At 66.3% G+C, this 26,249-nt stretch carries 22 protein-coding genes; 19 read left to right on the top strand and 3 right to left on the bottom strand.

Translation table 11 applies throughout. The annotated features are described in order from the left end of the window. The first annotated feature begins 35 nt into the window (after positions 1–35). The 5 genes from QMX81_RS10165 (at position 36) to QMX81_RS10145 (ending at position 11,046) form a co-directional block, all read left to right on the top strand. Entirely contained in the window at positions 36–2,702 is a 2,667-nt protein-coding gene (locus QMX81_RS10165) for a TcfC E-set like domain-containing protein (protein ID WP_282261137.1), read from the top strand. 17 nt (positions 2,703–2,719) lie between these two features. After that, positions 2,720–3,832 (top strand): CfaE/CblD family pilus tip adhesin, encoded by a 1,113-nt coding sequence (locus QMX81_RS10160; protein ID WP_282261135.1) that lies wholly within the window; start codon positions 2,720–2,722, stop codon positions 3,830–3,832. A 23-nt stretch (positions 3,833–3,855) separates the two neighbouring features. Next, positions 3,856–4,572 carry a pilus assembly protein gene (locus QMX81_RS10155; RefSeq protein WP_259259935.1) on the top strand — a complete coding sequence of 239 codons (717 nt, stop codon included), beginning with the start codon at positions 3,856–3,858 and terminating at the stop codon, positions 4,570–4,572. Positions 4,573–4,709: 137 nt separating this feature from the next. Further along, entirely contained in the window at positions 4,710–10,073 is a 5,364-nt protein-coding gene (locus QMX81_RS10150; protein WP_282261128.1) for an ESPR-type extended signal peptide-containing protein, read from the top strand. A gap of 352 nt (positions 10,074–10,425) precedes the next feature. After that, entirely contained in the window at positions 10,426–11,046 is a 621-nt protein-coding gene (locus QMX81_RS10145; protein ID WP_282261126.1) for a hypothetical protein, read from the top strand. 81 nt (positions 11,047–11,127) lie between these two features. Here the strand turns inward: QMX81_RS10145 and QMX81_RS10140 are convergent, their stop codons facing one another. Together QMX81_RS10140 and QMX81_RS10135 are read right to left on the bottom strand one after the other, a co-directional pair. Further along, positions 11,128–11,904, bottom strand: coding sequence for a hypothetical protein (locus tag QMX81_RS10140; protein ID WP_282261124.1), 777 nt, complete (start codon positions 11,902–11,904; stop codon positions 11,128–11,130). A 402-nt stretch (positions 11,905–12,306) separates the two neighbouring features. Next, the gene (locus QMX81_RS10135; protein ID WP_282261122.1) at positions 12,307–14,637 is read right to left on the bottom strand and encodes an ATP-binding protein; all 2,331 of its coding nucleotides are present in this window, start codon (positions 14,635–14,637) and stop codon (positions 12,307–12,309) included. Positions 14,638–14,944: 307 nt separating this feature from the next. Between QMX81_RS10135 and QMX81_RS10130 the strand changes: the two genes are divergently transcribed. From QMX81_RS10130 to QMX81_RS10065, 14 genes are all read left to right on the top strand, one after another. Continuing rightward, complete coding sequence (locus QMX81_RS10130) at positions 14,945–15,580, top strand: response regulator transcription factor (RefSeq protein WP_282261121.1); 636 nt, start codon at positions 14,945–14,947, stop codon at positions 15,578–15,580. Between the two features lie 153 nt (positions 15,581–15,733). Continuing rightward, the gene (locus QMX81_RS10125; RefSeq protein ID WP_282261119.1) at positions 15,734–18,364 is read left to right on the top strand and encodes a fimbria/pilus outer membrane usher protein; all 2,631 of its coding nucleotides are present in this window, start codon (positions 15,734–15,736) and stop codon (positions 18,362–18,364) included. After that, complete coding sequence (locus QMX81_RS10120) at positions 18,361–18,918, top strand: hypothetical protein (protein ID WP_121036918.1); 558 nt, start codon at positions 18,361–18,363, stop codon at positions 18,916–18,918. Before QMX81_RS10125 ends, QMX81_RS10120 begins: the two co-directional genes overlap by 4 nt. Positions 18,919–18,921: 3 nt before the next feature. Then, positions 18,922–19,455 carry a hypothetical protein gene (locus QMX81_RS10115; protein WP_121036917.1) on the top strand — a complete coding sequence of 178 codons (534 nt, stop codon included), beginning with the start codon at positions 18,922–18,924 and terminating at the stop codon, positions 19,453–19,455. 5 nt (positions 19,456–19,460) lie between these two features. Beyond that, positions 19,461–20,003, top strand: coding sequence for a fimbrial protein (locus QMX81_RS10110; RefSeq protein ID WP_282261118.1), 543 nt, complete (start codon positions 19,461–19,463; stop codon positions 20,001–20,003). Positions 20,004–20,011: 8 nt separating this feature from the next. Beyond that, the gene (locus QMX81_RS10105; protein ID WP_183073632.1) at positions 20,012–20,542 is read left to right on the top strand and encodes a fimbrial protein; all 531 of its coding nucleotides are present in this window, start codon (positions 20,012–20,014) and stop codon (positions 20,540–20,542) included. 7 nt (positions 20,543–20,549) lie between these two features. Then, positions 20,550–21,080, top strand: a complete 531-nt coding sequence (locus QMX81_RS10100) for a hypothetical protein (RefSeq protein ID WP_282261117.1) — start codon at positions 20,550–20,552, stop codon at positions 21,078–21,080. Beyond that, the gene (locus QMX81_RS10095; protein ID WP_282261116.1) at positions 21,077–21,616 is read left to right on the top strand and encodes a hypothetical protein; all 540 of its coding nucleotides are present in this window, start codon (positions 21,077–21,079) and stop codon (positions 21,614–21,616) included. Before QMX81_RS10100 ends, QMX81_RS10095 begins: the two co-directional genes overlap by 4 nt. Positions 21,617–21,654: 38 nt before the next feature. Beyond that, positions 21,655–22,149, top strand: coding sequence for a fimbrial protein (locus QMX81_RS10090; RefSeq protein ID WP_282261114.1), 495 nt, complete (start codon positions 21,655–21,657; stop codon positions 22,147–22,149). Continuing rightward, a complete protein-coding gene (locus tag QMX81_RS10085; protein ID WP_282261112.1) occupies positions 22,146–22,688 on the top strand; it encodes a fimbrial protein in 543 nt (180 codons plus the stop codon). Before QMX81_RS10090 ends, QMX81_RS10085 begins: the two co-directional genes overlap by 4 nt. Before the next feature lie 76 nt (positions 22,689–22,764). After that, on the top strand, positions 22,765–23,283 hold the full coding sequence (locus QMX81_RS10080) for a fimbrial protein (RefSeq protein ID WP_152154291.1): 519 nt from the start codon (positions 22,765–22,767) through the stop codon (positions 23,281–23,283). A 79-nt stretch (positions 23,284–23,362) separates the two neighbouring features. Then, entirely contained in the window at positions 23,363–24,103 is a 741-nt protein-coding gene (locus QMX81_RS10075) for a fimbria/pilus periplasmic chaperone (RefSeq protein ID WP_282261109.1), read from the top strand. 50 nt (positions 24,104–24,153) lie between these two features. Then, positions 24,154–25,068: a type 1 fimbrial protein gene (locus QMX81_RS10070; RefSeq protein ID WP_152154295.1), complete on the top strand. Its 915-nt coding sequence runs from the start codon at positions 24,154–24,156 to the stop codon at positions 25,066–25,068. 148 nt (positions 25,069–25,216) lie between these two features. Further along, a complete protein-coding gene (locus QMX81_RS10065; RefSeq protein ID WP_121036908.1) occupies positions 25,217–25,462 on the top strand; it encodes a hypothetical protein in 246 nt (81 codons plus the stop codon). An 8-nt stretch (positions 25,463–25,470) separates the two neighbouring features. Here the strand turns inward: QMX81_RS10065 and QMX81_RS10060 are convergent, their stop codons facing one another. Then, positions 25,471–26,190, bottom strand: coding sequence for a GntR family transcriptional regulator (locus QMX81_RS10060; RefSeq protein ID WP_121036907.1), 720 nt, complete (start codon positions 26,188–26,190; stop codon positions 25,471–25,473). Positions 26,191–26,249 lie beyond the last annotated feature (59 nt).

The following is a 26,249-nucleotide window of genomic DNA, read 5'->3' as shown; positions in this document are numbered from 1 at the left end:
CTCCTTACCTATCCTGTTCCCGCCTCGCCATGGCCATGGCTGCCGTGCTCGCCTGCGCCGCTGCGGGCGCGCGCCCGGTGCCCGCCGGATTCGAGGACCTTGTGGCCGGCCAGACCGAACAGCTCGACGTCCGTTTGATGGGGCGCTCGGCAGGCGTCTGGCCGGTGTTCGTCACGCCCGACGGCGTGCGCCTGCTGGATCCGGAGCCGGTGCTGACCGCGCTGGAGCTCAGTGAGGAGGCCAAGGCCGCACTCGTGCCGGCACTGTCGGCCACGCTGCCGCGCAATGGTCACCTCGCCTGCGACAACGTGGCGCCGGACAGTGGCTGCGGCTACCTGGCGCCCACCGATGACCCGACCAGCATCGGGGTGATCCACGATGAAAACGAAGGCGTACTGAATCTCTTCCCGGCACGCCAGTGGCTGCCGTCGGCAAGCCCGGTGCGTGACCGCTACCACCGCCCCAACGAGGCCGCGCAGAACGCCCTGCTGCACCAGCAGATGTTCAACATCAGTGGTGGCAGCGGCTACATGAGCCTCTCGGCGATGGGCACCGGCATGCTGGGGGTGTTCCGCGACGGACACATCGGCGTGGACTGGAGCTACAACCGGCAGCAGCAGCGCGGCCGTGGCAGCCGCGATACGTTGTCCTTCAATGACCTGTACCTGCGCAATGATCTGGCGCGCAAGCACTATGTGCAGGTGGGCCGCATGGACCGCCGCAACCTCTCCAGCGCCGAGGGCGGCAATTTCGCTTTCAGCATGCTGCCGCTGGACCGCTTCGAGGGGGTCCGCTTCGGTACCACCCAAGCCTATCTGGACCGGGCGGTGATCGGGCAGGGCAGCCCGCTGACCGTGCTGCTCAGCCGCAACGCACGCGTGGATGCCTACGATGGGCAGCGCCTGCTGCAGAGCTTCTACCTGGACAGCGGCATCAATGATCTGGACACCACGCGGTTTCCGACCGGCAGCTATCTGGTCAACCTGCGCATCTTTGAAGATGGCGTACTGGTGCGCACCGAAGACGCGCCGTTCAGTAAATCCGGTGCCACCTGGGATGAGGACAGCAGGCAATGGTTCGTGCAGGGCGGGCGGCTGATCACGCACGATGAGCGCGATCACCGCGGCGCGCTGCAGGCCGGCCTGCGCCTGCCGCTGCACCCCAACCTGGCCATGACCGTGGGCTCGGCCATCGTTGACAACATCGCCTACGGCGAGCTCCGCCTGGAGGGCCGCAAGGCGTTGGGCACCCATGAATTCACCGGCAGCAGTGCGATGCTGCGCGGCGATGACGGCAGCCGCGGCCTGCAGCAGCAGGCAACGTACCGCCATCGTGTGTCGGGCACGGTCTATCACCAGCGCATGCGCGGTGGGGCCTGCCGTGGCAACTACATCAACCCCGAATCGCTGGGTTGCAGCGATGCGCTCAGTGCCTCGCTGTCCACCCCGTTGGCGGGCGGCAACCTCTATTTCGGCTATACCCGCCGTACCACCTACACGCTGGGCCGCGAGCAGAACCTGCTGCCGTGGTTCGAGGGCGGCCTGCCGCCCGGCGCGCCGTGGCGCCCGGACGAGCGCGAAGGCCAGCTCACCCGCACGCTGCAGGCCAACTACAGCCGCAGCTTCCAGTGGCGGGGCATGAGCCTGGCCACGCGCACCGGCGCATTCACACAGCACACCGGCGCCAGCCAGGGCCCCCGCCGCGACAACGGTGTGTACGTCAACCTGGCCGTATCCCGCGTGGTCCGCACACCGATGACCACCCGCCAGGACCGCGTTGGGCTGGACCTGCAGCATGGCCGCGAGGAGCAACCGCGCGCCGGCTATCGCATCGGCCGTACCCGCCGCTGGGAGTGGGGCACCGGTTACCGCGAGCTGGGCGGCGAGTTCAATGGCCGCAGCAACGGGCAGAACAGTGCCAGCGCCAGCGTGCGCCAGCAGGATGATTACGGCGCCACCGCCGCCACTGCCTCGCACTACCGCAGCCGCGACCAGGGCGAAACGAGCTATACGGCCACGCATACCTCCTCCTTCGCAGTGGGCCGGGGCGGGCTGTTCTGGGGCAGTGAGTACGGCAGCGGGGCGGGTGTCGCCGTGCAGGTGGACACCCCCGAAGACATCGAACTCAACGGCCACGCGGCCGAGGTACGCGTGGCCGGTGCACGCCGCCAGACGCTGCGCTTCGGCCAGCGCCGCCTGCTGCCGCTAAGCAGCTACACCCTCACCCGTGCCGAAGTGCAGGACGTCAGCGCGCACGACGTTGCCGCCGCCGTGCGCGTGGAGGGGCAGGGCAGTGGCCAGTCCCTGTTCCTGCCGCCTGGAAAACTCTGGATGATGCCCATCGAACTTGACCTGACCTACACCTTCATCGGCAGCGCCCACGACGATGAGGGCGTCGCCCTCCACGGCGCACGCATCCTCAACGCGCCGTTGCCTTCGCTGGGAAATGACGGCGGCTTCATCGCCGATTTCCCGCAGCGCGAAAAGACCCTGTATCTGCTGCAGGAAAACCGCCTGATGGAGTGCCCCCTGCAGGTACGTGAGCGCCGCAGCGTGGTGTTCATGGTGGGCGCGGTGCGCTGCCAGCCATTGGCCGTTGACCGGCTACCGTCGAAGATCCAGCAGCAGGCGCGGGTGCAGCGGTTGCTGCGCGAGCAGGCGCTGGGCGAGCAGCTGCCTTCGGTGGCGGGGGCGCAGCCATGAGGGCGCTGGATTGGATCATGGCGCTGAGCATTCTGGTTGGCACAGCACTGCCGGCAAAAGCGCAGCGCCCGCCGGAAGTCAGCCCATCGGACAAGCATGAGCGCATCGCACTCACTTACGACCGGAGCGTGATGCCAGGGGATCAGATTCTCTTTCCGGCCCGAACGATCCTTGCGCACAGCTATGCGGAAGGCGATGGGTACGGCGGCGTGTACATGGTCTGTAGATCCAATTCTGACCCAAGTCACGGCCGATGCCCCACGGCGGACACGGGCGAGCCGGTGGGAAGTGGCAGTGAGATTCCGCTCCGCTTCCGGGAGCGTCGGAGTGGTTTGACCGTTGAGCTTTCGGTACGTGGCCATTTGTCTCGCATCGAACGCACACAAAACTGCTTTCGCGACTGGTGGCAACCGGCACGCTACCCCTTGTCCTCGTCAACGTCGGCGGTGTGCGTCGTCGATAAGCCAGTTGGAACAGGCGCAGAAATCACGCTTCCTTCGAGCGAGTTTGCCAAGCTTGTAGCGGGCCGGTGGGACGCCACGCTTGAGCTCACGCTGCAGAGAGAGGGCGGGCGCTTGGCAAGCTATACCTTCACCTTCGATCTCACCATCACCGACCACGACCGCGTCAGCATCTACTTCCCCCAGTACGACCAGGCCACCCCGCATGTCGGGCTCAACGTGAAGTACAACCCCGTCAGCACGCCCTCGTTGTCCGGTCGGCGCGATCTGGATATGTGCCTTTACGACGGCCTCGGCTCACAAAGCCCGTACCTGGAAATAAGCGTCACCGATACGGGCCGGCCCGCGCCCGGGCGCCCGCCCGAACGGTTCTCGGTCTGGAATGCGGCGGCCATCGGCAGCGACGAACGCGACCGGCTGGATTACACCGTCACCCTGCGCCATGCCGGCGTGCCGATCCAGATGCAGAACGGACGGCTGGAGCCCTTGAATGGCATCGATAGTGCGGAGCTGCGCCTGGTAGTGCTGCCGGGCATGTCGCTGCCGGTGTACTGCGTGCCCACGCCGCTGACCCTGGAGGTGCCGCGCGTGGATGCCTCGTCCAAAACCGAAGGCTACTACCAAGGCAATTTGACCATCGTCCTGAACGTTCCCACGGGCACGCCCTGATGGCCCCCCAACGAGACACCGTAATGAACAGCCCCATCGCTCGCCTGCAGGCCCTCCTTTTCCTGGCGGCGGCCGCATTGGCCGCGCCCGCAAATGCCAACCTGAGCGTGCACCCCATGCGCCTGCCGGTGCACGATGGCCATACCGGGCAGATCCGGGCGCATTCGCAGACCAGCCGCACCCAGTACGTGCAGACCCGGGTGCTGCGCCTCGAGCATCCGGGCACCGAAGAAGAAACCGAGGTCGAACTTGCACCCGGCCACCGCGATGGCGTGGCGGTCACCCCCGGCAAGTTCGTGCTCGCCGGGGGCGGCAACCGGCTGGTCCGGGTCATTCCGTTGGCATCGGTCCAGCAGGAAACGCCGTACCGGGTGTATTTCGAGGGTGTCCCGCCGCCGCGCGAAGAGAGTGCCGAGCAAGAGCCGGACAACCCGGTCGCCAACGTCGGCGTCAGCCTGGTCTGGGGCGCACTGGTCCACGTCATCCCGGCCCAGCCCGTACCGGACATGCGTATTGATGGGGGCGAACTGCACAACGTCGGCAACGTCCGCCTGGGCGTGACCAGCATCCGGGCGTGTACGGCCGCGACGCAATGCACCGAGCACGCCGTGGAACGCAGCGTGTATCCGGGTGCGCGCATGGCGCTGCCGTTCGATCCCGCTGGCACCTCGCAGATCACCGTGTCCTATCGCCTGAGCTACCAGGGGTATCGGGACCACCACCAGGTGCTCACGCCCTAAGACGGCCGCGCTGTATTCCGGTCGCCGCCGCAAACGGCGCGGCCGGGTATCTGCTCGCTTCCCTTCTGCTACCGCGGCACCGCCGTGGACGGCAACGCTTTGCCTTTTTCTTTTCTTGACCCATGGAGTACTTCAGCGTGAACCACATTTACCGCCTCATCTGGAACACAGCCCTTGGCTGCTGTATGGTCGCCAGCGAGCACACCAAGGGCCGCGGCAAGCGCGCCAGCGGCGCACGCGCCGTGGCAACCGCCGCCGTTGCGCTGGTGCTTTCGCTTCCGGTCATGGCTGCGAACGATGTTGCTGCGGACGATGCCGAAGAGCAGCTGCGGTTCACCGTGGTGCCGGAAGCCGTGATGTCGCCGTTCGCAGCGCAGGGCGTCGCACCACGAGCCGTCGCGGGCATCCTCAATGTCCACAATCAGACTGCGCTCACCTCCGATTCTTCCTACAAAAACGCGACGCTGAGCGGCGATCATTCCATCGTGCTCGGCTCGCGCTCCGCGGTGAGCGGCGGCTATTCGACGGCATACGGGAACCAGGTGGTGGTGAACGGGCCCGATGGCAGTGCCTTTGGTTTCGGTGCCAATGCCGATGGTATAGGGGCCACTGCGTTGGGTGCGAAGGCGCGGGCGTCCCACTTTGCGTTGGCGGTTGGCTACTCGGCCTCCGCCACGGGCACTGCCGACGTGGCGATTGGTAATAAAGCTGTAGCATCCGGCACGTACAGCAACGCCATGGGTTACTCGGCGACCGCCACAGGCGCGAACAGCGTGGCCATCGGCACCCTCGCCAAAGGGGCAGCCAGCAGTGCCGTCAGCCTCGGCAACCGCGCCGAGGTCGCAGCCGCGGCGACAAATTCGGTGGCTTTGGGGAGTACCTCGAGCGCTACGGCGGCCAACACAGTGTCGGTCGGCAACGCGACGCTGAAGCGCAAGATCGTCAATGTGGCCGATGGCGCGCTGACTGCCAGCAGCACCGAGGCTGTCACTGGCAAACAGTTGAACGCGACCAATCAAACCATCTCCACCAACGCGGCCAAGGTCCAGAGCCTTATTACCGAGGCATCGTCTACCGGCACGGTGCGCGTAGGTATCGGTAACGAAGGCGTACGCCTGGATGTACGGAACAAGGACAATCAGAGCCGCACGCTGACGGGCGTGAGCGACGGTGCGCTGAGCGCCACCAGCACGGAAGCGGTGACCGGCAAGCAGCTGCACGCCACAGACGGCAAGGTGACCGCCGTCGACAACAAGGCCGTTGCGGCGCAGACCACCGCCACCGCCGCGGCCACGGCCGCCAACAAGGCGCAGACCGGTGCGGACTTGGCCACCACCACCGCCAATACAGCCTTGGCAAAGCTGGCCAGCACGAGAGTCGAGCTGGGCGAGGGCGCCGCCGCGACCGGCACCCGCGGCACGGCCATCGGCACACGTAGCGCTGCCAGCGGGCGTCTGAACGCCATTGCACTCGGTACGGATGCCAAGGCCAGCGGCGATGCCTCGTCGGTGGCAATCGGCACTGAATCACACGCCGATCACCAATACGCCGTTGCCATTGGGCACCGCGCCAAGGTCACCGGCAACACATCCACCGCGATCGGGTATGAAGCGCTGGCCTCCGGGGCTGGCGTGACAGCCATTGGCCGGTCCGCCACCGGCAGCGCTGACTACACCGTGGCGCTGGGCCATAATGCCAAGGCAAGCGGTGCCAGCGCGATCGCATTGGGTCACGGTTCCGTTGCTACGGTAGCCAACACGGTGTCGGTTGGTAGCGCGAGCCAGCAACGCAAGATCGTCAATGTGGCCGATGGCGTGCTCAGTGCAGCCAGCACCGAGGCGGTGACCGGCAAGCAGCTGCACGCCACAGACGGCAGGGTTGCCGCCGCCGACAACAAGGCCACCGCAGCGCAGACCACCGCCACGACGGCAAGCACCACGGCCAACAACGCCGTTGCCAAGCTGACCAGCGCGCAGACTGCCTTGGGCAAGGACGCTGTCGCCACCGGTCTCAATGCCACTGGCGTAGGCATCCACGCAAAGGCCTCCGGGGCCAATGCCACTGCACTGGGCACCGGCGCTGAAGGTGCTGGCTCCTCGGCGGTTGCTCTCGGCGCGGGCACCAAGGCCATGACCTCCGGCGCCGTGGCGCTGGGACAGGCAGCCAGTGCCTCACAGGCCAATGCAATGGCCATGGGAGCACAGGCCTCTTCGACCAATAGCTACGCCACTGCGGTCGGCTATCAGGCCGCGGCCAGTGGCTCAAGCGCGGTAGCCATCGGCTCTGTCTCCAGCGCTGCGGCGCAACACTCGCTGGCGTTCGGCGACCGTGCATCGGTTGCTGCCACCTCCGCAGCGGGCATGGCCTTGGGCCGCGGTGCGAAGGTGGACGAGAACGCGAGCAAGGCCGTTGCGCTGGGTACTGAATCGGTAGCCACCGTGGCCAATGCGATCTCCGTTGGCAACGCGACCCTGAAGCGCAAGATCGTCAACGTGGGCGACGGCCTGGTGGCGGCCGGCAGTAGTGAGGCGGTGACCGGCAATCAGCTCAGTGCCACCAATACCAACGTAACCGCGGCCACCAACACGGCCAACACGGCGAAAGCCGACGCTGCCACCGCGCTGACCCAGGTCGGTGCCGTTGGTGGATTGATCCGCCAGACAGCAGCCAACGCCAATGTTCGCATCGGTGCCGAGAACACCGGCACGATCATCGATGTGCGCAACAAGAATGAAGCGGGCCGCAAATTGAGTGGCGTCGCCGATGGCGCGCTCAGTGGTACCAGCACTGAGGCGGTCACCGGCAAACAGCTGCATACCACCAACACCAACGTGACCGCTGCCGACAACAAGGCCACCGCGGCGCAGACCACCGCCACCGCGGCTGCCACGGCGGCCAACAAGGCGCAGACCGGTGCGGACCTGGCCAACAGCCTGGTCAGCCAGGTCTCGGGCACGGGCAATGTGCGCTTGGGCGCGCAGAACACCGGCCGTACGCTGGATGTGCGTAACCAGGGCGACCTGACCCGCACGGTGTCGGGTGTAACTGACGGTGCGCTGAGCGCTACCAGCACGGAAGCGGTGACCGGCAAGCAGCTGCACGCCACCGACGGCAAGGTGACCGCCGCGGACAACAAGGCCGTTGCAGCGCAAACCACCGCCACCGCCGCGGCCACGGCGGCCAGCAAGGCGCAGACCGGTGCGGACCTGGCCAACAGCCTGGTCAGCCAGGTCTCGGGCACGGGCAATGTGCGCTTGGGCGCGCAGAACACCGGCCGTACGCTGGATGTGCGTAACCAGGGCGACCTGACCCGCACGGTGTCCGGTGTGACCGATGGTGCACTGAGCGCCACCAGCACCGAGGCGGTGACCGGCAAGCAGTTGAACGCGACCAATCAGACCATCTCCACCAACGCGGCAAAGGTCCAGAGCCTTATTACCGAGGCATCGTCTACCGGTACGGTGCGCTTGGGTATCGGTAACGAAGGCGTACGCCTGGATGTACGGAACAAGGACAATCAGAGCCGCACGCTGACGGGCGTGAGCGACGGTGCGCTGAGCGCCACCAGCACGGAAGCGGTGACCGGCAAACAGCTGCATACCACCAACACCAACGTGACCGCTGCCGACAACAAGGCCACCGCGGCGCAGACCACGGCGACCGCCGCGGCCACGGCTGCCAGCAAGGCGCAGACCGGTGCGGACCTGGCCAACAGCCTTGTCAGCCAGGCCTCGGCTGCGGGCAATGTCCGCTTGGGTGCGCAGAACACCGGCCGTACGCTGGATGTGCGTAACCAGGGCGACCTGACCCGCACGGTGTCCGGTGTGACCGATGGTGCGCTTAGCGCCACCAGCACGGACGCTGTGACCGGTAGCCAGCTGTTCGCCACCAATGAAGTGGTCAAGAACCAGCAGGAGGTGGTGGCCGGCAACACCCGGCTTATCGGCGATAACCGCAGCAGCATCGCCACGCTGCGCACCGACCTTGATGCAGCGACGGCAGATCTGGACTACGCGGTGATGTTCAACAAAGAGCGCACCGTGGTGGATCTGGGTAACGCCCGGATCAGCGGCCTGGCGGCGGGGGACATCGGCCGGGCCGACAGCAGGGAAGCGGTGAACGGGGGGCAGTTGTTTGCCACCAATGCACGTGTTGGTTATCTTGAGGACCAGCAACGCTACGTAGCGGTGGGTTCAGACGAATACAGCGAAGCGGCCCGCGCTGGTTGGGGCGGTGTTGCAATCGGCACTGGAACCGAGGCAGCGGTTGATGGCGAGGGCGCAACCGCTTTGGGGAGCTTTGCAAAAGCCGCTGGTGACAATTCAGTTGCGCTCGGGCGTGCTGCACACGTACATGCTGGATCTGCTGGCGGCTTCGCGCTGGGTACTCTTTCTCAGGTTGCCGTACAAAATGGTGTCGCATTGGGGACCGCAAGTGAAGTCCGAGTTGGGGCTCAAAGTAGTGTGGCGCTCGGTTATGCGTCCATTGCGACCGAATCCAATAGCCTGTCAATCGGCAACTCCAACCTCAAGCGCCGGATCGTCAACCTCGGCGCTGGCATCGCCGACGATAACGCGACAACCGTCGCCCAGCTCAACGGTGCGCTGGATGGTCTCGGCGGCGGCGCCAGCGTTGACGCCACCGGCGCGATCACGGCCCCCGAGTATGTCCTGAGCGGTGGCACCTACGACAACGTCGGTACGGCATTGCTTGCATTGGACGCCGCCGTTGTCACCACGCAGGCCGATATGGATGCCCTGGGCAGCCAGGTCAACCGCCTGTTCCAGGAGGAGACCAGCACCCGCACCGACGGCCCCGGCCGCCTGAACCTGGGCGGTGCCCACGGCATGGTGCTGGGCAATGTGGCCAACGGTCTGATCGCCTCTGGCAGCCGCGATGCGGTCAACGGTGGCCAGCTGTATGAGGTGCAGAAGAACCTGCAGGGCCAGATCGATACGCTGGAAGGCCGCGGCAGTGAGCCGGTCGCGATGATGGCCCGGATGGGTACGCCGGTGGAAACGCCGGTGGACACCCCGGTTGCCAAGGTCGATGCGCCCGAGCCGGTGGTCAAGGCCGAGGGGGACAACGCCGTGGCCGTGGGCAGCGAAGGCAAGGAGCGCAGCGTCCGCCACGTGGCCAAGGGCACGGCCGATACCGATGCGGTCAATGTCCGCCAGCTCAATGACGTACTCACGCAGTCCAACGAGTACACCGATCTGGCGGTGGAGGGCTTGAACAAGCGCCTGGATGGCATGGACAAGCGCTTCAACCGGATGGCGGCGATGAGCAGTGCACAGAGTGCGATGGCGATGAACACCGCCGGCCTGAATACCTACAACCGCCTCGGCGCGGGTGTGGGCCATTCCGATGGCGAATCGGCACTGGCGGTGGGCTACCAGCGGGTGATGAACGAACGTGGCTCGGCCACCTTCAGCCTCAATGGCGCCTTCACCAACAGCGGTGAGAAGACCGTCGGTGTGGGCGTGGGTATCGGCTGGTAAGCGGCACCTAGCCCTGCGGCTTGTATAGGCTGCCCGGGTCGGTATGACTGGGCAGCCGGTAAGGGCGCTTGATCTGGCGCGGTTCGCTTCTGGCGGGCCGCGCCTTTTTCATGCGGCGTGGCGCGGCCATTTTTCATTGGTGTTGTATGGAAGTCGGGTGAGGGGTGCCATTAGCGTGATGGTGAGGCGCGCGCAGTCCGCGCGATGCCCCTTGCGCTGGAGGCGCGTGAATGAGTGATCGCACCCGGGGAGTGGCCGTGGCAACCGTTGGGGACGCCGGCCTATGATCGCTTCGCAGGCGTCTGGACGCGCCTTGGCCGGGGCTGGGCGGCCCGGCTCCGGGGGCGGGAGAGTGGCCCACCGTGTCGCACTGCGTGTGGTGTCGTTCGCCATCGCCCTTGCCGGTGCATGGGCCGGTTGGACACTGCTGTCCGCCCCCAGGCTGCAGGTGACTCCCGAGGCCGCGCACGTCTGGATGCTGGCGCTGGACGACCGCATCCGCAAGCGCGCGCAGGCAAGTTACGAAGGGCCGGAGGTGCTCCGCTTTCACCAGCGCGTCGCGAGGCCAGACACCGCGGAGGGCGCGGGCCCCGGGGCTCACCGAATACAGCAGGTCCGTGGTGTGCTGCTGGAGCCGGCCGCGTTGCGCTACCAGCAGAAACTGCTGCAGGACATCGCAGCCCTGATCCTGGCGCTGGACGAATGCGGCGAGCTGCACTGCCGTGAGGTGGATGCGTATGTTGCGATGCTGGGGGCGGTGCGCGAGCACAGTACCGATGCGGTGTGGCGCAGCGCGGCCCAGCCAGACTGGGGCGGTCCGCATGGCCATGAGGTGTGCCACATCCAGGACGTGCATGCGTACCGCGATACGCTGTGGGACATCGTCGGCATCCATGCCGATCTTTCCAGCCGCTACTATCACCAGCACCGGGCAGTGGCCGTGCTGCAACTGCTGCAGCGCCGCCTGTTCTGATAGCCAAAGGGGGTCCCGGTGCCCGTCTGCCTTTTGTGTATGCGTGGCAGGGCATGCGCCTCGAGAGGCGCGAAGGGTGAGCTATCGGCGGCTTGGCCGCGTCAGACTCATCAGGCAAGTGTCATATCGCGATCGCATTGGACCTCTTCGGTTCATCAGCGGATACCGGAACAACCAGACGGCCAGTACCAAGACGACACCGCCGGCGCCCCTTTTTACGGCGGGGATCAGATTTGCTGCGCCACGCTTTCCGTGGTCGGTTAGATAGTCAGTCCAGCGGTCAGTCCACCAGACGCTGCCCCCGTAAAAATGCTGCCGGGCATAGGCCAAGGCGTCCTTTGCTTCCGACAGCAACGGCCAGGGCGACTGCTGCTGGCCGTACGTTTCTAGATGGCTCAGTACGTGGCGTGCACGTCTGAGATGCAAACGGCGCAACGAAGGTGGTACGTCAGCCGGCCAATTCTGCGTGGCACAGCGTTCCATCTCGAGTTCAACAAGGTTGATGTCCATCTTGCCCAGCACGAGCCCATAAACAGCGAGGAATGCGTCCGCATGTCCAGTGGCGCCATAGCCGGCCTCGTAGAGAACGGCATGGGTGAGCTCGTGGGCCACTGTCAGCTGGAACGGGTATGCTCCCCACTGGACGAACTCGCGTTCACAGGCTTGGCCGATGGTGATCCTGCGGGCCTGCATGTTGAAGGTTGCTTTCGCAGAAGCCAGGCCTGGCTGGTCGAACACGAGCGTCGGCAGTTTTTCAGCCGGGAAGCCAAGATGCGTGGCTAGTTGATCATACAACGCACGCATTTGTGGGCGATGAGTGCCTGCTGATGCTGCCGCGAGCGGCAATGGTGTGTTCATCCCTCTTCCTTGGGCTGCCACGGCTGGACGTGACAGACAGGTTAGCGGTGCCGAGCAACGCAAGCCAGCGCCAGGCGCGTCCTGCGCACGGCAGCATCCTGTTGAAGAGGGCACGCCGGTGATAAGCGCGTGGGAGGCGATAACCGTCGCCCAACTGTAGGAGGTGCAGAAGAACCTGCAGGGCCAGATCGACACCCTGGAAGGCCGCGGCAGTGAGCCGGTGCGATGAACACCGCCGGCCTGAATACCTACAACCGCCGAGGAATCACCGCTCGCGCTGGAAGGTGAGGGCGGCGGCTTCGCCGACGTCAATCACTACAGCACCGCGCTGTGGGAGATCGTGGATATCCATGCCGAGATGACCGAGGCCTTTGAGCGCGAGCACCGTTTCGTGACCGTGCTTCAGTTGCTGCTCCGGGGCACGCCGTCCACACCGTCGGCCGGGGCCGGGGCCGGGCTGAGACTGGCCACCAGTGCCCAGACCTGCGCATCGGCGGGGTCGCCGTTGATGGCATGCGCTTTCAGGCAGCGCTGTAGTTCGCACAGGGTGGGCACGGTGTCCACGTCGCCCACCATCGAGGCCGCGCCCTGCATGCGGTGCGCCATGGCCAGCGCACCGCGCCAGTTCTGCACACGGATCGAAACCTCCAGCCCGGTCCGGTCGAGCTGCATCTGGTGATGGTAGATTTCCATCACGCTCACGCCTTGCTGTACGGGCACGACGGGCGCCTTCGCATCACGCACGGGTGCGCCGCTGGCGGCATCGAAGGCGACCCAGTCGATCGGCTTGCCCAGATAGACATCGACCCCGGCGCGGCGGTAGGCCGCGCGGTCCATCACGTCGGTGGCGGCGGAGACAGACAGCAGCCTTGCGGGCGGCCAATCGTGGCGGCGTTCGATCGCGCGGATCTCCTGGGCGATATCGCTGCCATCGGCGTCCATCAGGTCGCCATCCACGGTGATGATGCCAAACGGCCCCTCTTGATTCATGAGGCGGATCGCCGCGGCACCGGAGCTGGCGACGACCGTCTCGAACCCCAGCCCGCGCAGCCGGCGGACCATGATGTTGGCGATCGCGGGTTGATCCTCGATCACCAGTGCGCAGGCCACCTGGGGTGCAGAGGCCCGGAGGAGGGGCGAGGTCATCTCCGGCGCGGTATCACCGAGTTGCCCGCGTAGCGTGGCCACGAAGGTCGCGCCCGATCCTGGCCGGCTGGAGACGGTCACGTTCCCGCCTTGCGCGCGGGCGATGCGGCGGCACAGCGACAGCCCGATGCCGGCGCCGTGTTTGAGCTGGCCGGTGCGGGTGGCGCTGAAAGGCTCGAAGATGCGTGCCATGTCGTGGGCTGGAATCCCGGGGCCGACATCGGTCACGCGAAGCAGGACCGTTCCGGTGTGCCCGACGCCAGGCAAGAAGCACAGCCCGATCGTCACCTCGCCGTGGTCACTGAACTTGATGGCGTTGGAGATCAGGTTGCTGGCGATATGGTGCAGGGCGCGCGCATCGCAACGCGCCTGCAGCGTAGCCTCACCGTCCATCTGCAGCGCCAGGTGCAGCCCTTTGCAGCGGGCCAGCGGCCGCATCGCCGAGAGGCATTCGGCCACGATGCCGTGGGCGTTGTGCAGGAAAGCGGCATCGGCATGCTCGGGCGCATCACGGAACATGAACTCCAACGCGTTGGTCAGGGTGTGCTTCAGCGCATCGGCAGCCGACCGGGCCGATTGGAACAGCCGGTTGCGTTCGTCCGGGTCCGCCTCGGCCTCCAGCAGATCGATGGCTGAAATGACCGAGGCCGCGCCGTTGCGGACTTCATGATTGACCAGGGTCAGGATGCGCGCTGCACTGGCCTGGCGTGAGGCCAGTGAGCGCGCATTGCGCTGCGACTGGGCGACGGCCAGCAGGAACGCCAGCAGGAACAGGCCGAGTAGTGTGATAGGCACGCGGTAGTGGGACAGCACCGCCCGCAGTGTGGGTGGAGAGCGGTACAGCGTGTTCAACCAGCGCTCCAGGATGTCCTGGCGGGTATCCAACGGCAGCGACAGGAAGGTCTGGTGCGCCATGGCAATCTCGCCGGCGCGCTGCGGCAGCGAGGCCACCCGCATCTCCACCGGTGGGCCATCCGAAACCAGATGCACCTCCAGCCGCTCGCCGAAGCGCTTGCGCGCCAGCGGCGCCAGCACGGCATCCACACCGAGCGCGGCGTCGATGCCACCGCTGTCCACCGCCTCGAGCATCGCATCGACACTGGGCAGGGGATACACGTCGATACCGGGGAAGTGCTCAGCCAGATAGCCGCGATACTCCCCATGGCCGATCACGCCCACGCGCATCCCGCTCATCGCCGACAGCGCGCGAAAGGCCGCTGTCGGGCGCGTCACCATGACCGTGGTGCCGCTGTAGAAGGAGGGCGAGACCGCGGCGGTGTCGGGCAGCATCTTGGCGGTGGAGGGCAGGGAGAAGGCCATTCCGTCCACCTGCCCGTTGTGCAGCAGCAGGACTGCACGCTCGATGGAGGGCGCGGTGACCAGCTTCAGCGTGAGCCCGGACAGCGCCTCGACTGCCTCCAGATAGGCGCCGGGCCCGCCTTGCGCGGCATCCCCGGCCAGGCCGTGCTGGCTGGCCATCTGCGGGCCGATGGCCAGGCTGAAGGGCGTGCGCTGTGCCGTCGGGGAGGACAGGACCAGCCAGAGCAGGCTGCCGGCGATAGCGAAGGTGGCCGTGAGCCATGCCACGCGCCACGGGCTTTGTCGCCGGCCGGTGGTGCGCAAAGGGGAGGAAGCACGCGGGTCCATGCACCAGTCATCCGACAAAAATATCCCCCACAGATACGCCGGCATCGCACGGCGGGGTATGCAACAAGTACGAAAGTTCCACCCAGCATGGCGTCTCCGCAGGCCGCGTCACAAAGCCATACCCGTCGCCTCCCGGCGTTCATATGAACCCGATTTTCATAGTGCTTGCATGGCGATGCGGTTCCCGATTCGTCATGGTGATCGAAGGACGGGGCTGGCGTCAGCGCCCAGAGGGAATGGACACTCCATGGCAACACGCATTGTGGTCATCAGTGACCACCCGCTCACTGTGTTTTCCCTTTGTTGCCTGCTCGGCAGCGTGCCGGCGTGCCGGGTGGTCGACGATGCCGGCAGCTGGTCGGCATTCCGCGAGCGGGCCGGGGAGGATGAGCCCGAGTTGGTGATCCTCGATCTGCCTGCCTGCATCCGTCAGGGTGCGGAGGCAGTGGAGATGATCGGTGCTGTGCGTGGGCAGACCAGCGCGGCGGTCATGGTGTTGACCGACAGCGCCCACGCCGACGGGTTGGCGAACCTGCTGGACGCCGGGGCATCGGCCATCGTGCAGCGCCGCGCGCCGCTGGCGGTTTATCTGGACGCAATGACATCCGTCATTGCCGGGCGCCGCTATGTGCATGACGGCTGGGCGGAACGCACCTTTGACCAGGACGCACCGCGGCAACCCCCTTTGTCGGCGTTGTCGCGATGCGAGCGGCAGGTATTGGCGCTGATCGCCAAGGGCAACTCGGTCAGCGAGATCGCCGGATGTCAGGCCAAAACCGTCAGCACGGTGAGTCGGCAGAAGCGCACGGGGATGCGTAAGTTAGGCGCTGCCAATGACAGAGAGCTTTTCGATTTACTGCGTGCGCATCCAACAGATCGCTGACTGAATGGAAACGGCGCCAGGCTGAACAATTGCAGTGACGCCGCTGTGTTTTGCAAGTTCTTGCATGTACCTGCCCGCAGGCCGCTGCCACTCTCGCCGCACTTCCGCTGACCTGGTCCCGCTTTGAGCGGGCAACACCCCGTGCCGATACGCATGAGCCCATCGCTTTCCCATCGCGCGCCGCATCGGCAGCGTCGGGGAGGCGCGCGTGTCAGCACACTGGCGGCGGCGCTGGCCGGCTGCTGGCATGGTCTGGCCATGGCCAGTGGCAATGGGGCACCGGTGGAGCTGGCATTCAATGCCGATTTCCTCATGGACGGCGCCAGCGATGCCGATCTGGAGCGCTTCCGCCACGGTAATCCGGTTGAAGCGGGCGAATACGATCTGGACGTCCACCTCAATGACAGCTTCCTGGGCCGTCACGGCATCACGTTCCATCCCGGCGCCGATGCTCTGCGTGCCGAGGCCTGCCTGCCGCGCACGCTGCTGGAAGACGGCGGCGTCAAAGCCGAGCACCTGCAGGAGGACGTGCGCGGTTGCGTGCCGCTGGTCGGCCGCGTTGAACACGCCCAGGCGCATTTCGATACCCACGCGCTGCGCTTGAACCTGAGCGTACCGCAGCAGGCGTTGGAGACCCAGGCGCGTGGCACGGTCAACCCGGGGCAGTGGGACCCTGGTGTCACCGTCGGCATGCTGGATTACGACTTCAACGCGCAGCGCAATGACAGCGGTGTGGCAGCGTACGCAGGCCTTTCCTTCGGCTTCAACCACGGGCCGTGGCGGCTGCGCCATCGGGGCACATGGCGGCGGCACGAGGGCGACAGCGGCTACCAGGCCGGGCATACGTATCTGCAGCGGGATGTGGTGCGCTGGCGCAGCCAGTTGCTGGTGGGGCAATCCATGACCACCGGCGAACTGTTCGACAGCATTGCCTTTACCGGGGCGCAGCTGTCCAGCGATGAGCAGATGCTGCCCGATGCCCTGCGCGGTTATGCGCCCCTGATCCGCGGCATGGCGCGCTCGGCGGCTACCGTCACCGTGCGCCAGAGTGGTTATGTGATCCATGAGATCCGGGTGGCAGCCGGGCCGTTCCTGATCGATGACCTGTACCCCTCCAATTACGGCGGCGATCTTGACGTGGTGGTCACCGAGGCCGATGGCAGCGAGCAGCGCTTCTCGGTGAACTTCGCCGCGGTGCCGCAGGCACTGCGGCAAGGTGCCTGGCGCTACAGCCTGGCGGGGGGGCGTCGACGCACCTCCGGTGAGCACGATGGGCTGTCCGACCCGGTGTTCTTCCAGGGCACCTGGGGCAGGGGCATGAACAACTGGCTCACCCTGCTCGCCGGTACGCAGGCCACGCAGGGCTACCACGCCGCACTGGCTGGCGCGGCAATCAACACGTCCATTGGCGCGTTCGGCGCAGACCTGACGCACTCGCAGGTAACGCTCAACGGCCATGGCGTGCGCCGGGGCAACAGTGTGCGCGTCAACTACCAGCGACACATGGCCAGTACCGGCACCAACATCGGCTTGGCCACCTATCGCTACAGCAGTGGCGACTTCGTCACCCTGGAAGAGGCGATGCAGTGGCGCGCCAAGCCGGGCGACGCGTCCGGCCAGGCCATCCTGCAGCGCGCCAAGCGCCGCATCCAGCTGGATTTCTCGCAGCAACTGGGCACGCGCTCGTCCGCCTTCGTGCGTGCCAGCCATGTCAGCTACTGGGGCGCAGCCCAGGCACAGACCGACTACCAGATCGGCCTGCAGAGCAGCTGGCGGCGTGTCAGCTGGAGCCTGAGTGCGATGCGCGTGCGCTCGAGCACCGGCCGCCGTGATGACCAGTTCCAGGCACAGTTCGAGGTGCCGCTGGGGGGCGCCGAGCGCCCGGCCTCGGTCAGCCTGTCGCTGGCGCAGCAGCAGGGGGGCACCAGCCAGTATGTCAATGTCAGTGGCCGGGCCCCCGGCTCGCTGCCGGTCGACTACGGCGCGGGTCTGTCGCGCTCGCCCGATGGCAGCAAGAGCGCCAATCTCAGCGCGCAGCTGCAGACACCGCTGGCGCGCGTCAGTGCCGGCTACATGTACAGCGAGCACGATCAGCGGATCACCGCCGGTGCATCCGGTGCGGTGGTATGGCATCCGGGCGGCCTCAATCTGGGGCCATCGCTGGGCAACACGTTCGGCATCGTCCGCGTGGACGGTGGCAAGGGGGCCCGGGTCGGCATCAACGGCGCCAGAGTGGGCCGCAACGGCTATGCCCTGTTGCCCGGCCTGAGCCCGTACCGCTGGAACGAGGTGACCATCGCCGCGGACGGCCTGTCACTGGACCTGACGCTGCTGCAGAACAGCCGCCGGGTGGCCCCCACGGCGGGCGCAGCGGTGGCGCTCTCGTTCGAAACGCAGCAGCGGCACGCCGCGTTCGCCTACGTGACCCACCCCGACGGCAGCGCGCTGACCCACTTCGGCAGCCAGGTGTACGACAGCGAAGGCGCCGTGGTCGGCGTGGTGGGGCAGGGCGGCATTGTCCACCTGCATGCGCCGATCAACGGTTGGCTGACCGTGGGCACCGGCACCACGGTGCACTGTGCGATGCAGTTCAGCCAGGCCGAGGTGCGCAGGGAGCGCGGCCAGCGCTGGGCCGAATCGGTCTGCCAGGACAGCGCGACCACGGCCGGTGATGACCACCAGCCCCCTGCTGCACCAGCACCACCCGTAACACCCCTCATCGAGCAGGCCGCCTCCGCGGCTGATCTCACCGTTCCTCTTATTACTTCGACAGGATATCCATGACCACCACCTTCGCATACGCGGCCCGGGCGGGCACCGCGCTCATCGCCCTGGCGCTCACCGCCTTTCCGGCGGCTGCACAGAGTCGCGCCACCGCCAACTTCGCATTGACTGGCCAGATCGAGGCCGGCACCTGCGCCATTGGCGCAGTCAACCGCACCATGCCCACCGCCTCGGCCAGCGACTTTCCCAATGTCGCGGCCACCGCCGGCGGTGCGACACCCAGCTTTGATACGTTCAATCTTGCGCTGACCGGCTGCAGCGGCGTGACCGGTGCCACGATCACCTTTGGTGCGGCCGCCGATGCAGCTGATGGCCAGGCCGACGCGTTCAAGAACAAGGCAGCGACCAACCCGGCGCCGTATACCGGCCTGCTGTTGAAGGAGACCAACTGCGCCACCGGCGCAACCGTCACGCCGGGCAAGACCTTGAACCGCACTTTCGCCACCGCCACCCACAACGTGCCGTTGTGCGCGCAGTACTACAAGCTCGCGGGCGGGCTGGTCACCAAGGGCGCGATCAGTACGGCCTTCACTCTCACCGTGACGTTCCTCTGAGCCATGGCAAGTCTGCATCCGTTACTGCTGCTCGGCCTGGTGCTGCCCGGAGCCGCGCTGGCCCAGGCGGGGGGCACCGCCAGCTTCGCCATGGGCGGGCAGATCGAGGCCGGTACGTGCGCGGTGGGCTCTGTGGCCAGGACGTTGCCTGAGGTGACGGCCAACGTCTTTCCGCAGAGCGCAGAGGGAACCGCTGGTGTCCCATCCAGCTACACGGCGTTCGCACTTTCTCTTACCCGCTGTGCGGGTGTGCTGGGCGCGGAATTCGTGATGGGCACCCCTGCCGATGGCGAGCCAACGCATAGCAATCTGTTCCGGAACAAGGCGGCGGATGCAGCGCCGTTTGCCGCCATCTGGCTGAAGGCGGGCACCTGCGCGTCCTCAAGCACGATCACGCCCGGCGCGCCGTTCTCCCGTGATTTCTCCACGCCGGAGTACGAGCTGTTGCTGTGTGCGCAGTATGCCAAGTACCGCGGCGGCCTGGTGACCCAGGGCGGCATCAGCACCGATTTCACCGTGACGATTACCTACCGATGAGGGTCATGATGCGCATAGTGTGCCTCCTGCCGTTGCTGATGCTGGTGAGCGTGCTGCCTGCGCGTGCGCAGAGCACCGGCACATCCAACGTCGCGCTTACGGGCCGGATCCAGCCGGGCACCTGCACGGTGGCGGCGGTCAATGAACGCTTTCCAACCGTCATGGCGAACACGTTCAACAACAATCCCGCAAGCGAGAACAGCAATTCCGCCAGCTGGCTACCGTTCAATCTCACATTGACCGGTTGTGCAGGAGTGACCGGCGCAACGCTGGTGTTCGGGACAGCCGCAGATGCAGAGCCATCGCGCACGTCGATGTTCCGGAACATGGCTACGGCGGATGCCGCACCGTACGCGGCTATCTGGCTGAGGCCCACCGCCGATTGTGCCACTGGCGGAACCATCGCGCCTGCCAGTACGCGCAACGAAACCATCAGTGGGTCGAGCCACGAGGTGCCGCTGTGCGCGCTGTACGTCAAGCTTGCCGGCGGCGTGGTCACGCGGGGTGCGATCAGCACCCGCTTCACCGTCACGATCACCTACCAATGAGGGCGCGCATGACCCTCGCCAAGGCGCTGGTCACCGTGCTGCTCGCGGCGCCGCTGCCGGCGGCGGCACAGGAGATTTCGAGGGCGCGCATCGATCTCAACGGCACGCTCCTGGCCGGTACGTGCACCGCGACGGCCGTGTCGAAGAACATGCCCGCCGTGGGCGTGAATGCTTTCCCGCAGACCGCCGCCGGCAAGGGGGGGGCAGCGGCCAGCTATACCGATTTCACGATCAATCTGACGGCCTGCTCGTCCGTCACCGGCGCGACGTTCGTCTTCGGCACCGATGCGGACCGTCACGCCACCGAACGCGACAGCTTCCGCAACAAAGGCGCTGGTGGATCGCCCTACATCGCCATCTGGTTGCGCGGCAGCTGCAGCGCGGGGCCGACCTATCAGCCTGCGCAAGCCGTCACGAAGACTTTCACCACAGCGACCTATTCGTTTCCGCTGTGCGCTCAGTACTACAAGTCCGCTGGCGGCCTGGTCACGCAGGGCCCGGCCAGCACCAGCTTCATCGTCACGATCACCTATCAATGAGACCGGGATGAACCTTCTCAACTGCCTTCCGCTACTGGCCCTGTGCGCCTGCCCGTTGGCTGCGGCGCAGAGCGCCGTGCGCGTTGATCTCAATGGAAGCATCCAGGCGGGTACCTGCACGGCGGCTGCGGTGAGCAAGACAATGCCCGCCGTCAAGGCCAGTGCGTTCCCGCAGACCGCTGCCGGCAAAGCGGGGGTGGCGGCCAGCTACACCCCATTCGACGTCGCATTGACCGGGTGTTCCGGCGTGACCGGCGCGAACTTCGTGTTCGGCGCGGCTGCCGATGCCGAGCCCCAGCAGACCGACAGCTTCCGCAACAAGGCCACCAATGGTGCGCCCTTCACCGCCATCTGGGTGCGGGAGACGGCGGCGTGCAGCACCGGCGCCACCGTGCGCCCGGGAGCGACCCTGAGCAAGACCTTTGCCACGGCAACGTACACGCTTCCGATGTGCGCCCAGTACTACAAATTCGCCGGCGGCCTGGTCTCGATGGGGCCGCTGACCACCACCTTCACCGTCACGGTGACGTACCGATGAGCACGCATCTGCTTTCCTTGCTGGCGCTGGTTGGGATGCTCGCCTGCGGCGCCGATGCAGCGGCCCAGAACAGTGCCCGCGTCGATCTCAACGGCAGCATCGATGCCGGCACCTGCTCGGTGGCTGCCGTGAGCAAGTCCATCCCCGCGGTGGGTGCCAATGTCTTCCCCCAGGTGGCAGGCAACACCGGCTCGGCCCCGGCCAGCTACACGGATTTCGAGATCGCCTTGACCGGTTGCTCCGGCGTTACCGGAGCCACGTTCCAGATGGGGGCGGTGGCCGATGCCAGCACCCAGGCCAATGTGTTCCGGAACAAGGCCACCAATGGCGCGCCGTTCACCGGCTACTGGATCAAGGAGGGCACCGGCCGTTGTACGGCGGGCGCCACCGTCGCCCCGGGCGCATCCATCACCAAGAACTTCACGACTGCCACGTACCAGCTCTATCTGTGCGCCCAGTACGTGAAGATCGCCGGCGGCCTGGTGACGATGGGCCCGCTGTCCACCAATTTCACCGTCACCATCACTTACCGCTGAGGCCTTCCATCATGCGATTTCCTGCCTGCATTGCGATCATGGCGTCCGGGCTCCTGCTGGCTCCCGTGCACGCACAGAACGTCAGCCTGACCGGGACCGTTCGCCCGGGTACCTGCACCCTCAACAATCCCACCCACACCATGCCCGCGGTCAGTGCCGACAAGTTTCCGGCCACGGCCGGCGGTGGGGTGGCGGACAGCTACACGCCGTTCTCGCTGGCGCTGACGGCCTGCAGCGGCGTCAAAGGTGCGCGCCTCACCTTCGGCGCCGCCGCCGATGCAGCACCTGCACCGAGTGCCACGATCTTCCGCAACAAACTGACCACCGGCGCTGCCCCCAATACCGGCATCTGGCTGCAGCAGGGCGCGTGCTCGGCCACCGGTACCACCGTGGCGCCGGGCAGCACGCTCACCCGCACCTTCACCGGTACCCATACCGAAGCGTTGTGCGCGCAGTACACCAAGGTCGGCACGGGTGAGGTCACTGCGGGTGACATCAGCAGTACCTTCACCGTGACTGTCGATTACCAATGAGTCGCACGCGCGCCAGTGCAGCACCGCAGCGCGGCAGGGCGATCGCGCTGTGCATGATCCTCCTGCCGTGGCCGCGGCCTGCGTTGGCCGATGGGGTGGTCGATCTGGCCGGCAGCGTGCGTCCCGGCACGTGTGAGGTACACACCGAGGACCAGGCCAAACGGGTGGACCTGCCCAGGGTGCAGTTGCACGTGATCGGGGCGGCTACCGGGGTGGTGGCCGCCACGGCACTGGACTGGGAGTTTCGCCTGGTCAATTGCCGCGGCGTGCGCCGGGTCGCGCTGGTGTTTGCCGGCCCCCCGCATGCCGCCGGTCAGCCGCAATACGCCAACCACGGCACTGCCACCGGCGTGAGTCTGCACCTGGTGGAGCAGGGCTCGGAGGCTGTGATGCCGGCCGCCGGTCACCACGCCAGCCTGGCGGTGGCCAGCGGCGCGGCGACATATCAGGGCCGCAGCTACTTCTATCGGCACAACGGCAGCCCCCTCCAGCACGGCAGCTTCAAAAGCGCCGCCACGGTCGTGGTGACCTACGACTGAAACCTACGCGCCGATCTGTCGCTTGAGCAGGCCGGACCACTGCATATCCCTCAAGCCCACTTCAAAGGAATTTCCCATGAAACGACCCATGACCGCCCTGCTGTTCGCCGCCCTGCTGCTGCCCGCGCTGGCCTCGGCCAACACCATCGATTTCGACGGCGAGCTGGTGGCCAGTACCTGCACCGTCACGGCGGCGGCGAAGGTTGACGTCAAGTTCGGCAAGCTGGATGTATCGGCACTGTCGGCCGCCGGCAATGAGACCGGCCGCGCCTCGATGCCGATCACGCTCACCTGCCCGGGCGCAGCGCCCACCGGCACGGTGGCGGTGCGCTTTGAGAGCCCCACGCTTGGGGACAACGCCACCGGCAACCTGCGCCTGACTGCCGCCAGCACCGCCAAGAATGTGCAGATCGGTATCGACAACGCCGCCGGCACCCGCCAGATCATCAATGGCCTGCCGACCGCCGATTCGTTCGTGCCGATCACCACCGGTGCGGTGAAGCTGGACTACACCGCGGTCTACGTTGCCGTTGGCGGCGCGGCCGGTGCGGGCACCGCCAAATCCAATGCCACCTTCACGGTTGCCTATCCCTGATCCCACGCAGCCCGGGGCCGCAGCTGCGGCTCCGGCGAGGCGGGCGCCCGGCCAGGCCGGGCCTGACTGGAGTTTCCTCATGCATCGCTTTTCTTTCCGCCCGCTGTTGGCCGCTGCCTTGATGGCCGGCGCATCCATGGCCATCGTTCCCCACGCCCATGCCGGCGTGGTGATTGTCGGCACCCGCATCATCTTTGATGCCAACGATAAGGACCGCACCATCCAGCTCAACAACCAGGACGATGCGCCCGCCATGGTGCAGGCCTGGATCGATGCGGGTGACGCCGACGCCAAGGCCAGCGAGATCCGGGTGCCGTTCGTGCTGACCCCGCCGCTGGCGCGCATAGAGCCGCGGCAGGGCCAGTCGCTGCGGCTGCTGCATACGCCGCAGGCGATGCCGGAGCTGCCGACGGACCGTGAGTCGGTGTTCTATTTCAACGTGCTGGAGATTCCCCCGCGCCGCGAGGCTGCGCCGGATGAGAATCTGCTGCAGCTGGCCGTGCGCAGCCGCATCAAACTGTTCTATCGCCCCGTGGGCCTGGAGGGCAAGCCGCGCGAGGCGGCCGCCAACCTGCGGTGGAGCAGAGGGCGCGATGCCGATGGGGAGTACCTTGAGGTGCACAACCCCAGCCGCTATCACGTCTCGCTTGCGACGGCCTCGGTGGGCGGTGCCAGCGTGACCGAGCCGGGCATGATTGCGCCGGGCAGTTCGCTGCGGATGGCGCTGGACAAGGCGCCGGGTGCAGGGCAGGCCGTGCAGTTCGACTGGATCGACGATTTTGGTGGGCACCTGAGCGCGTCGGCGGCGCTGGCGCAGTGAGCAGGTGGGCCGCGGCAGGCCTGCGATGGCGCAGCTGGCTGGCCGCCAGTGTGCTGCTGGTGCTGAGCGCGCCAGCGTGGGCGGATTGCAATGCGAGCAACCCCGGGGTAAGAGCGCTCGCCGCGCCCACCAACGTGCCTTTACCGGCGATTGGCCAGACGGTATCGACCAGCAACGGCACCAGTTTTACGTTCTCAGGGTGCTCCAAGGGGATCCGTATTCACCTCACGATGTCGGCCGGGTCCACGGATGCGGCCACCCTGGCCCATTACGATACATACAGTGCCGATGTGTTCGGCGTGCGGGTTCGGGTGAACGGCGTCCTCAGGCCTCTGGGCACCACAGACATCATGAGCGCACCCTCGTCAGGGACCTATTCGGTGGCATTCGAGGTCATCCGGCGTAATGGCACCAGGGTTACTCACGACAATCGAGCGCCCAACATCTGGGTGTGGATCTGCGAGGTCAATGCGTATTCGGGCTGCCCCAGCGTAGACAGCAGGACGTTCCGGACCGACTTTACCTTCGGCATGCTGCCGGGGTTCTGCCGCCTGGCCAATCATGCTCCGCCTTTGGCGGACGTGCGCGCGACGGACCTGGGGGCAGTGAACAGTACGGTCACTGCCAATGCGGGGTTCATCATGCCGCTGACCTGCACGGGGGCGGTCACCATGACCACCAATGTGCGCTTTACCCTGCGTGATGCCCACACCACGGGAAGCACGAGCAACCTTCTGGCGGCGATCCCGGGCAGCACCACCAGCAAAGGGCTGCAGCTTCAGCTGTTGCGCAAGAATGCCTCGGGCACTTACGTGGTGCAGAACATGGGATCGAGCTGGACGCAGGCCAAGACGGCCGCCAACGTAACTGCGCCGTTGGATTTTGCCGTGCGCTACATCCGCACGGGCGCATTGACCCCGGGCACGATCGGCAGCGCGGTGACGTTGACGATGGACTATCCGTAGTGGGGGCGTGATGTGACCTGACAGCGAGTGGACCTATCCGAGCTATGACGCCGCCGCAACGCACTCGCATCATCCTCACGATGATTCCACGCGCTGCTGCTTACCCGCCTCCTAAGCTGGAGCTCCCATCAAGACGCTTCCCCCACCCATGACCACAGCACTGCAGGATCTCGACGCACTTGAACCCATCGATATCGATGGACTCAAGGCACAGGGCGTGCCGCCGGTCGCCCAGTACCTGGTGGACCAGGAAAAGTTCGTGTTGCTCGGCGGCAAGCGCGGCATCTATCGCCTGGCCGGGACGGAGACCGTCTGCTACTTCACCAGCCTGGATCAGATCCGGCTGCATCTGCTGGGGCAATCCTTGACCCGATTGACCGTGGAGCTCGCCTAGGCGGCGCCTCAGATTCCGCCGTGGCGCGGCAACGGCGCAGGCACGTTCAACTGGCCGCCTGCGGCGACATAGGCCGCCAGCGCTTCGCCCTGGCTGAGCAGATGCCGGTTCATCCTCTGCTCGGCGGCTTCGGCATCGCGGTTGCGGATGCATTCCATCAGTGCGCGATGCTCGGCCAGTGACTGGGCCATGCGGCCCGGGGTCAGCAGTTGCCGGCCGCGGTGCATCTTGAGGATGCGATGCAGATCGTGCGTCACCCGGATCAACCACGGGTTGCCCGCGTGGTTCTGCAGGCTTTCATGGATCAGGTAATTGTTGCGGTAGTACTCGGCAAGATCGCCCGCGGCGGCGGCGACCTCCATCGCGTCATGCAGGGCCTGCAGCTGCGCCACGCCGTCCGCATCGATACGCTTGACCGCTTCATGCACGCAACGGCCTTCCAGCATCGCCATCACCGGAAACAGCTGGTTGAGGTCTTCCAGGGTGAGCCGGGTGACGCGGCTGCCGCGGCCGGCATCGAGCTGGACCAGCCCTTCGGCGGCCAGCAGTTTCAGGCTCTCGCGCAGTGGGGTACGGCTGATGCCCAGTTCCTCGGCGAGCATCGGCTCATCGATCCATTCACCCGGCGGCAGTTCGTAGTCGTAGATCTTCTGGCGCAGCTGCTCGGCCACCTCTTCATAGAGCGGCACGCGTTTCTTCGACAGGCGGGGACCAGGGGCCAGGGGCATGGCAGGGCTTCATGGGCAGGTGTGCAGCATTCTACCGGGTCATGGCGGGGCCCCCGGTG

This window comes from Stenotrophomonas sp. PS02301 (assembly GCF_029959485.1).
GTDB lineage: Bacteria > Pseudomonadota > Gammaproteobacteria > Xanthomonadales > Xanthomonadaceae > Stenotrophomonas > Stenotrophomonas maltophilia_Z.
Note: the sequence above shows the minus strand (reverse complement) of the source record. Positions and strands in the feature narration are given on the sequence as shown.

Bases quoted from the DNA above. Each gene is read 5' to 3' on its own strand.
- QMX81_RS10165 (WP_282261137.1), top strand. From the start codon at position 36: ATGGCTGCCGTGCTCGCCTGCGCCGCTGCGGGCGCGCGCCCGGTGCCC.
- QMX81_RS10160 (WP_282261135.1), top strand. From the start codon at position 2,720: ATGGCGCTGAGCATTCTGGTTGGCACAGCACTGCCGGCAAAAGCGCAG.
- QMX81_RS10155 (WP_259259935.1), top strand. From the start codon at position 3,856: ATGAACAGCCCCATCGCTCGCCTGCAGGCCCTCCTTTTCCTGGCGGCG.
- QMX81_RS10140 (WP_282261124.1), bottom strand. From the start codon at position 11,904: ATGAACACACCATTGCCGCTCGCGGCAGCATCAGCAGGCACTCATCGC.
- QMX81_RS10130 (WP_282261121.1), top strand. From the start codon at position 14,945: ATGGCAACACGCATTGTGGTCATCAGTGACCACCCGCTCACTGTGTTT.
- QMX81_RS10125 (WP_282261119.1), top strand. From the start codon at position 15,734: ATGAGCCCATCGCTTTCCCATCGCGCGCCGCATCGGCAGCGTCGGGGA.
- QMX81_RS10120 (WP_121036918.1), top strand. From the start codon at position 18,361: ATGACCACCACCTTCGCATACGCGGCCCGGGCGGGCACCGCGCTCATC.
- QMX81_RS10115 (WP_121036917.1), top strand. From the start codon at position 18,922: ATGGCAAGTCTGCATCCGTTACTGCTGCTCGGCCTGGTGCTGCCCGGA.
- QMX81_RS10110 (WP_282261118.1), top strand. From the start codon at position 19,461: ATGATGCGCATAGTGTGCCTCCTGCCGTTGCTGATGCTGGTGAGCGTG.
- QMX81_RS10105 (WP_183073632.1), top strand. From the start codon at position 20,012: ATGACCCTCGCCAAGGCGCTGGTCACCGTGCTGCTCGCGGCGCCGCTG.
- QMX81_RS10100 (WP_282261117.1), top strand. From the start codon at position 20,550: ATGAACCTTCTCAACTGCCTTCCGCTACTGGCCCTGTGCGCCTGCCCG.
- QMX81_RS10095 (WP_282261116.1), top strand. From the start codon at position 21,077: ATGAGCACGCATCTGCTTTCCTTGCTGGCGCTGGTTGGGATGCTCGCC.
- QMX81_RS10090 (WP_282261114.1), top strand. From the start codon at position 21,655: ATGGCGTCCGGGCTCCTGCTGGCTCCCGTGCACGCACAGAACGTCAGC.
- QMX81_RS10085 (WP_282261112.1), top strand. From the start codon at position 22,146: ATGAGTCGCACGCGCGCCAGTGCAGCACCGCAGCGCGGCAGGGCGATC.
- QMX81_RS10080 (WP_152154291.1), top strand. From the start codon at position 22,765: ATGAAACGACCCATGACCGCCCTGCTGTTCGCCGCCCTGCTGCTGCCC.
- QMX81_RS10075 (WP_282261109.1), top strand. From the start codon at position 23,363: ATGCATCGCTTTTCTTTCCGCCCGCTGTTGGCCGCTGCCTTGATGGCC.
- QMX81_RS10065 (WP_121036908.1), top strand. From the start codon at position 25,217: ATGACCACAGCACTGCAGGATCTCGACGCACTTGAACCCATCGATATC.
- QMX81_RS10060 (WP_121036907.1), bottom strand. From the start codon at position 26,190: ATGCCCCTGGCCCCTGGTCCCCGCCTGTCGAAGAAACGCGTGCCGCTC.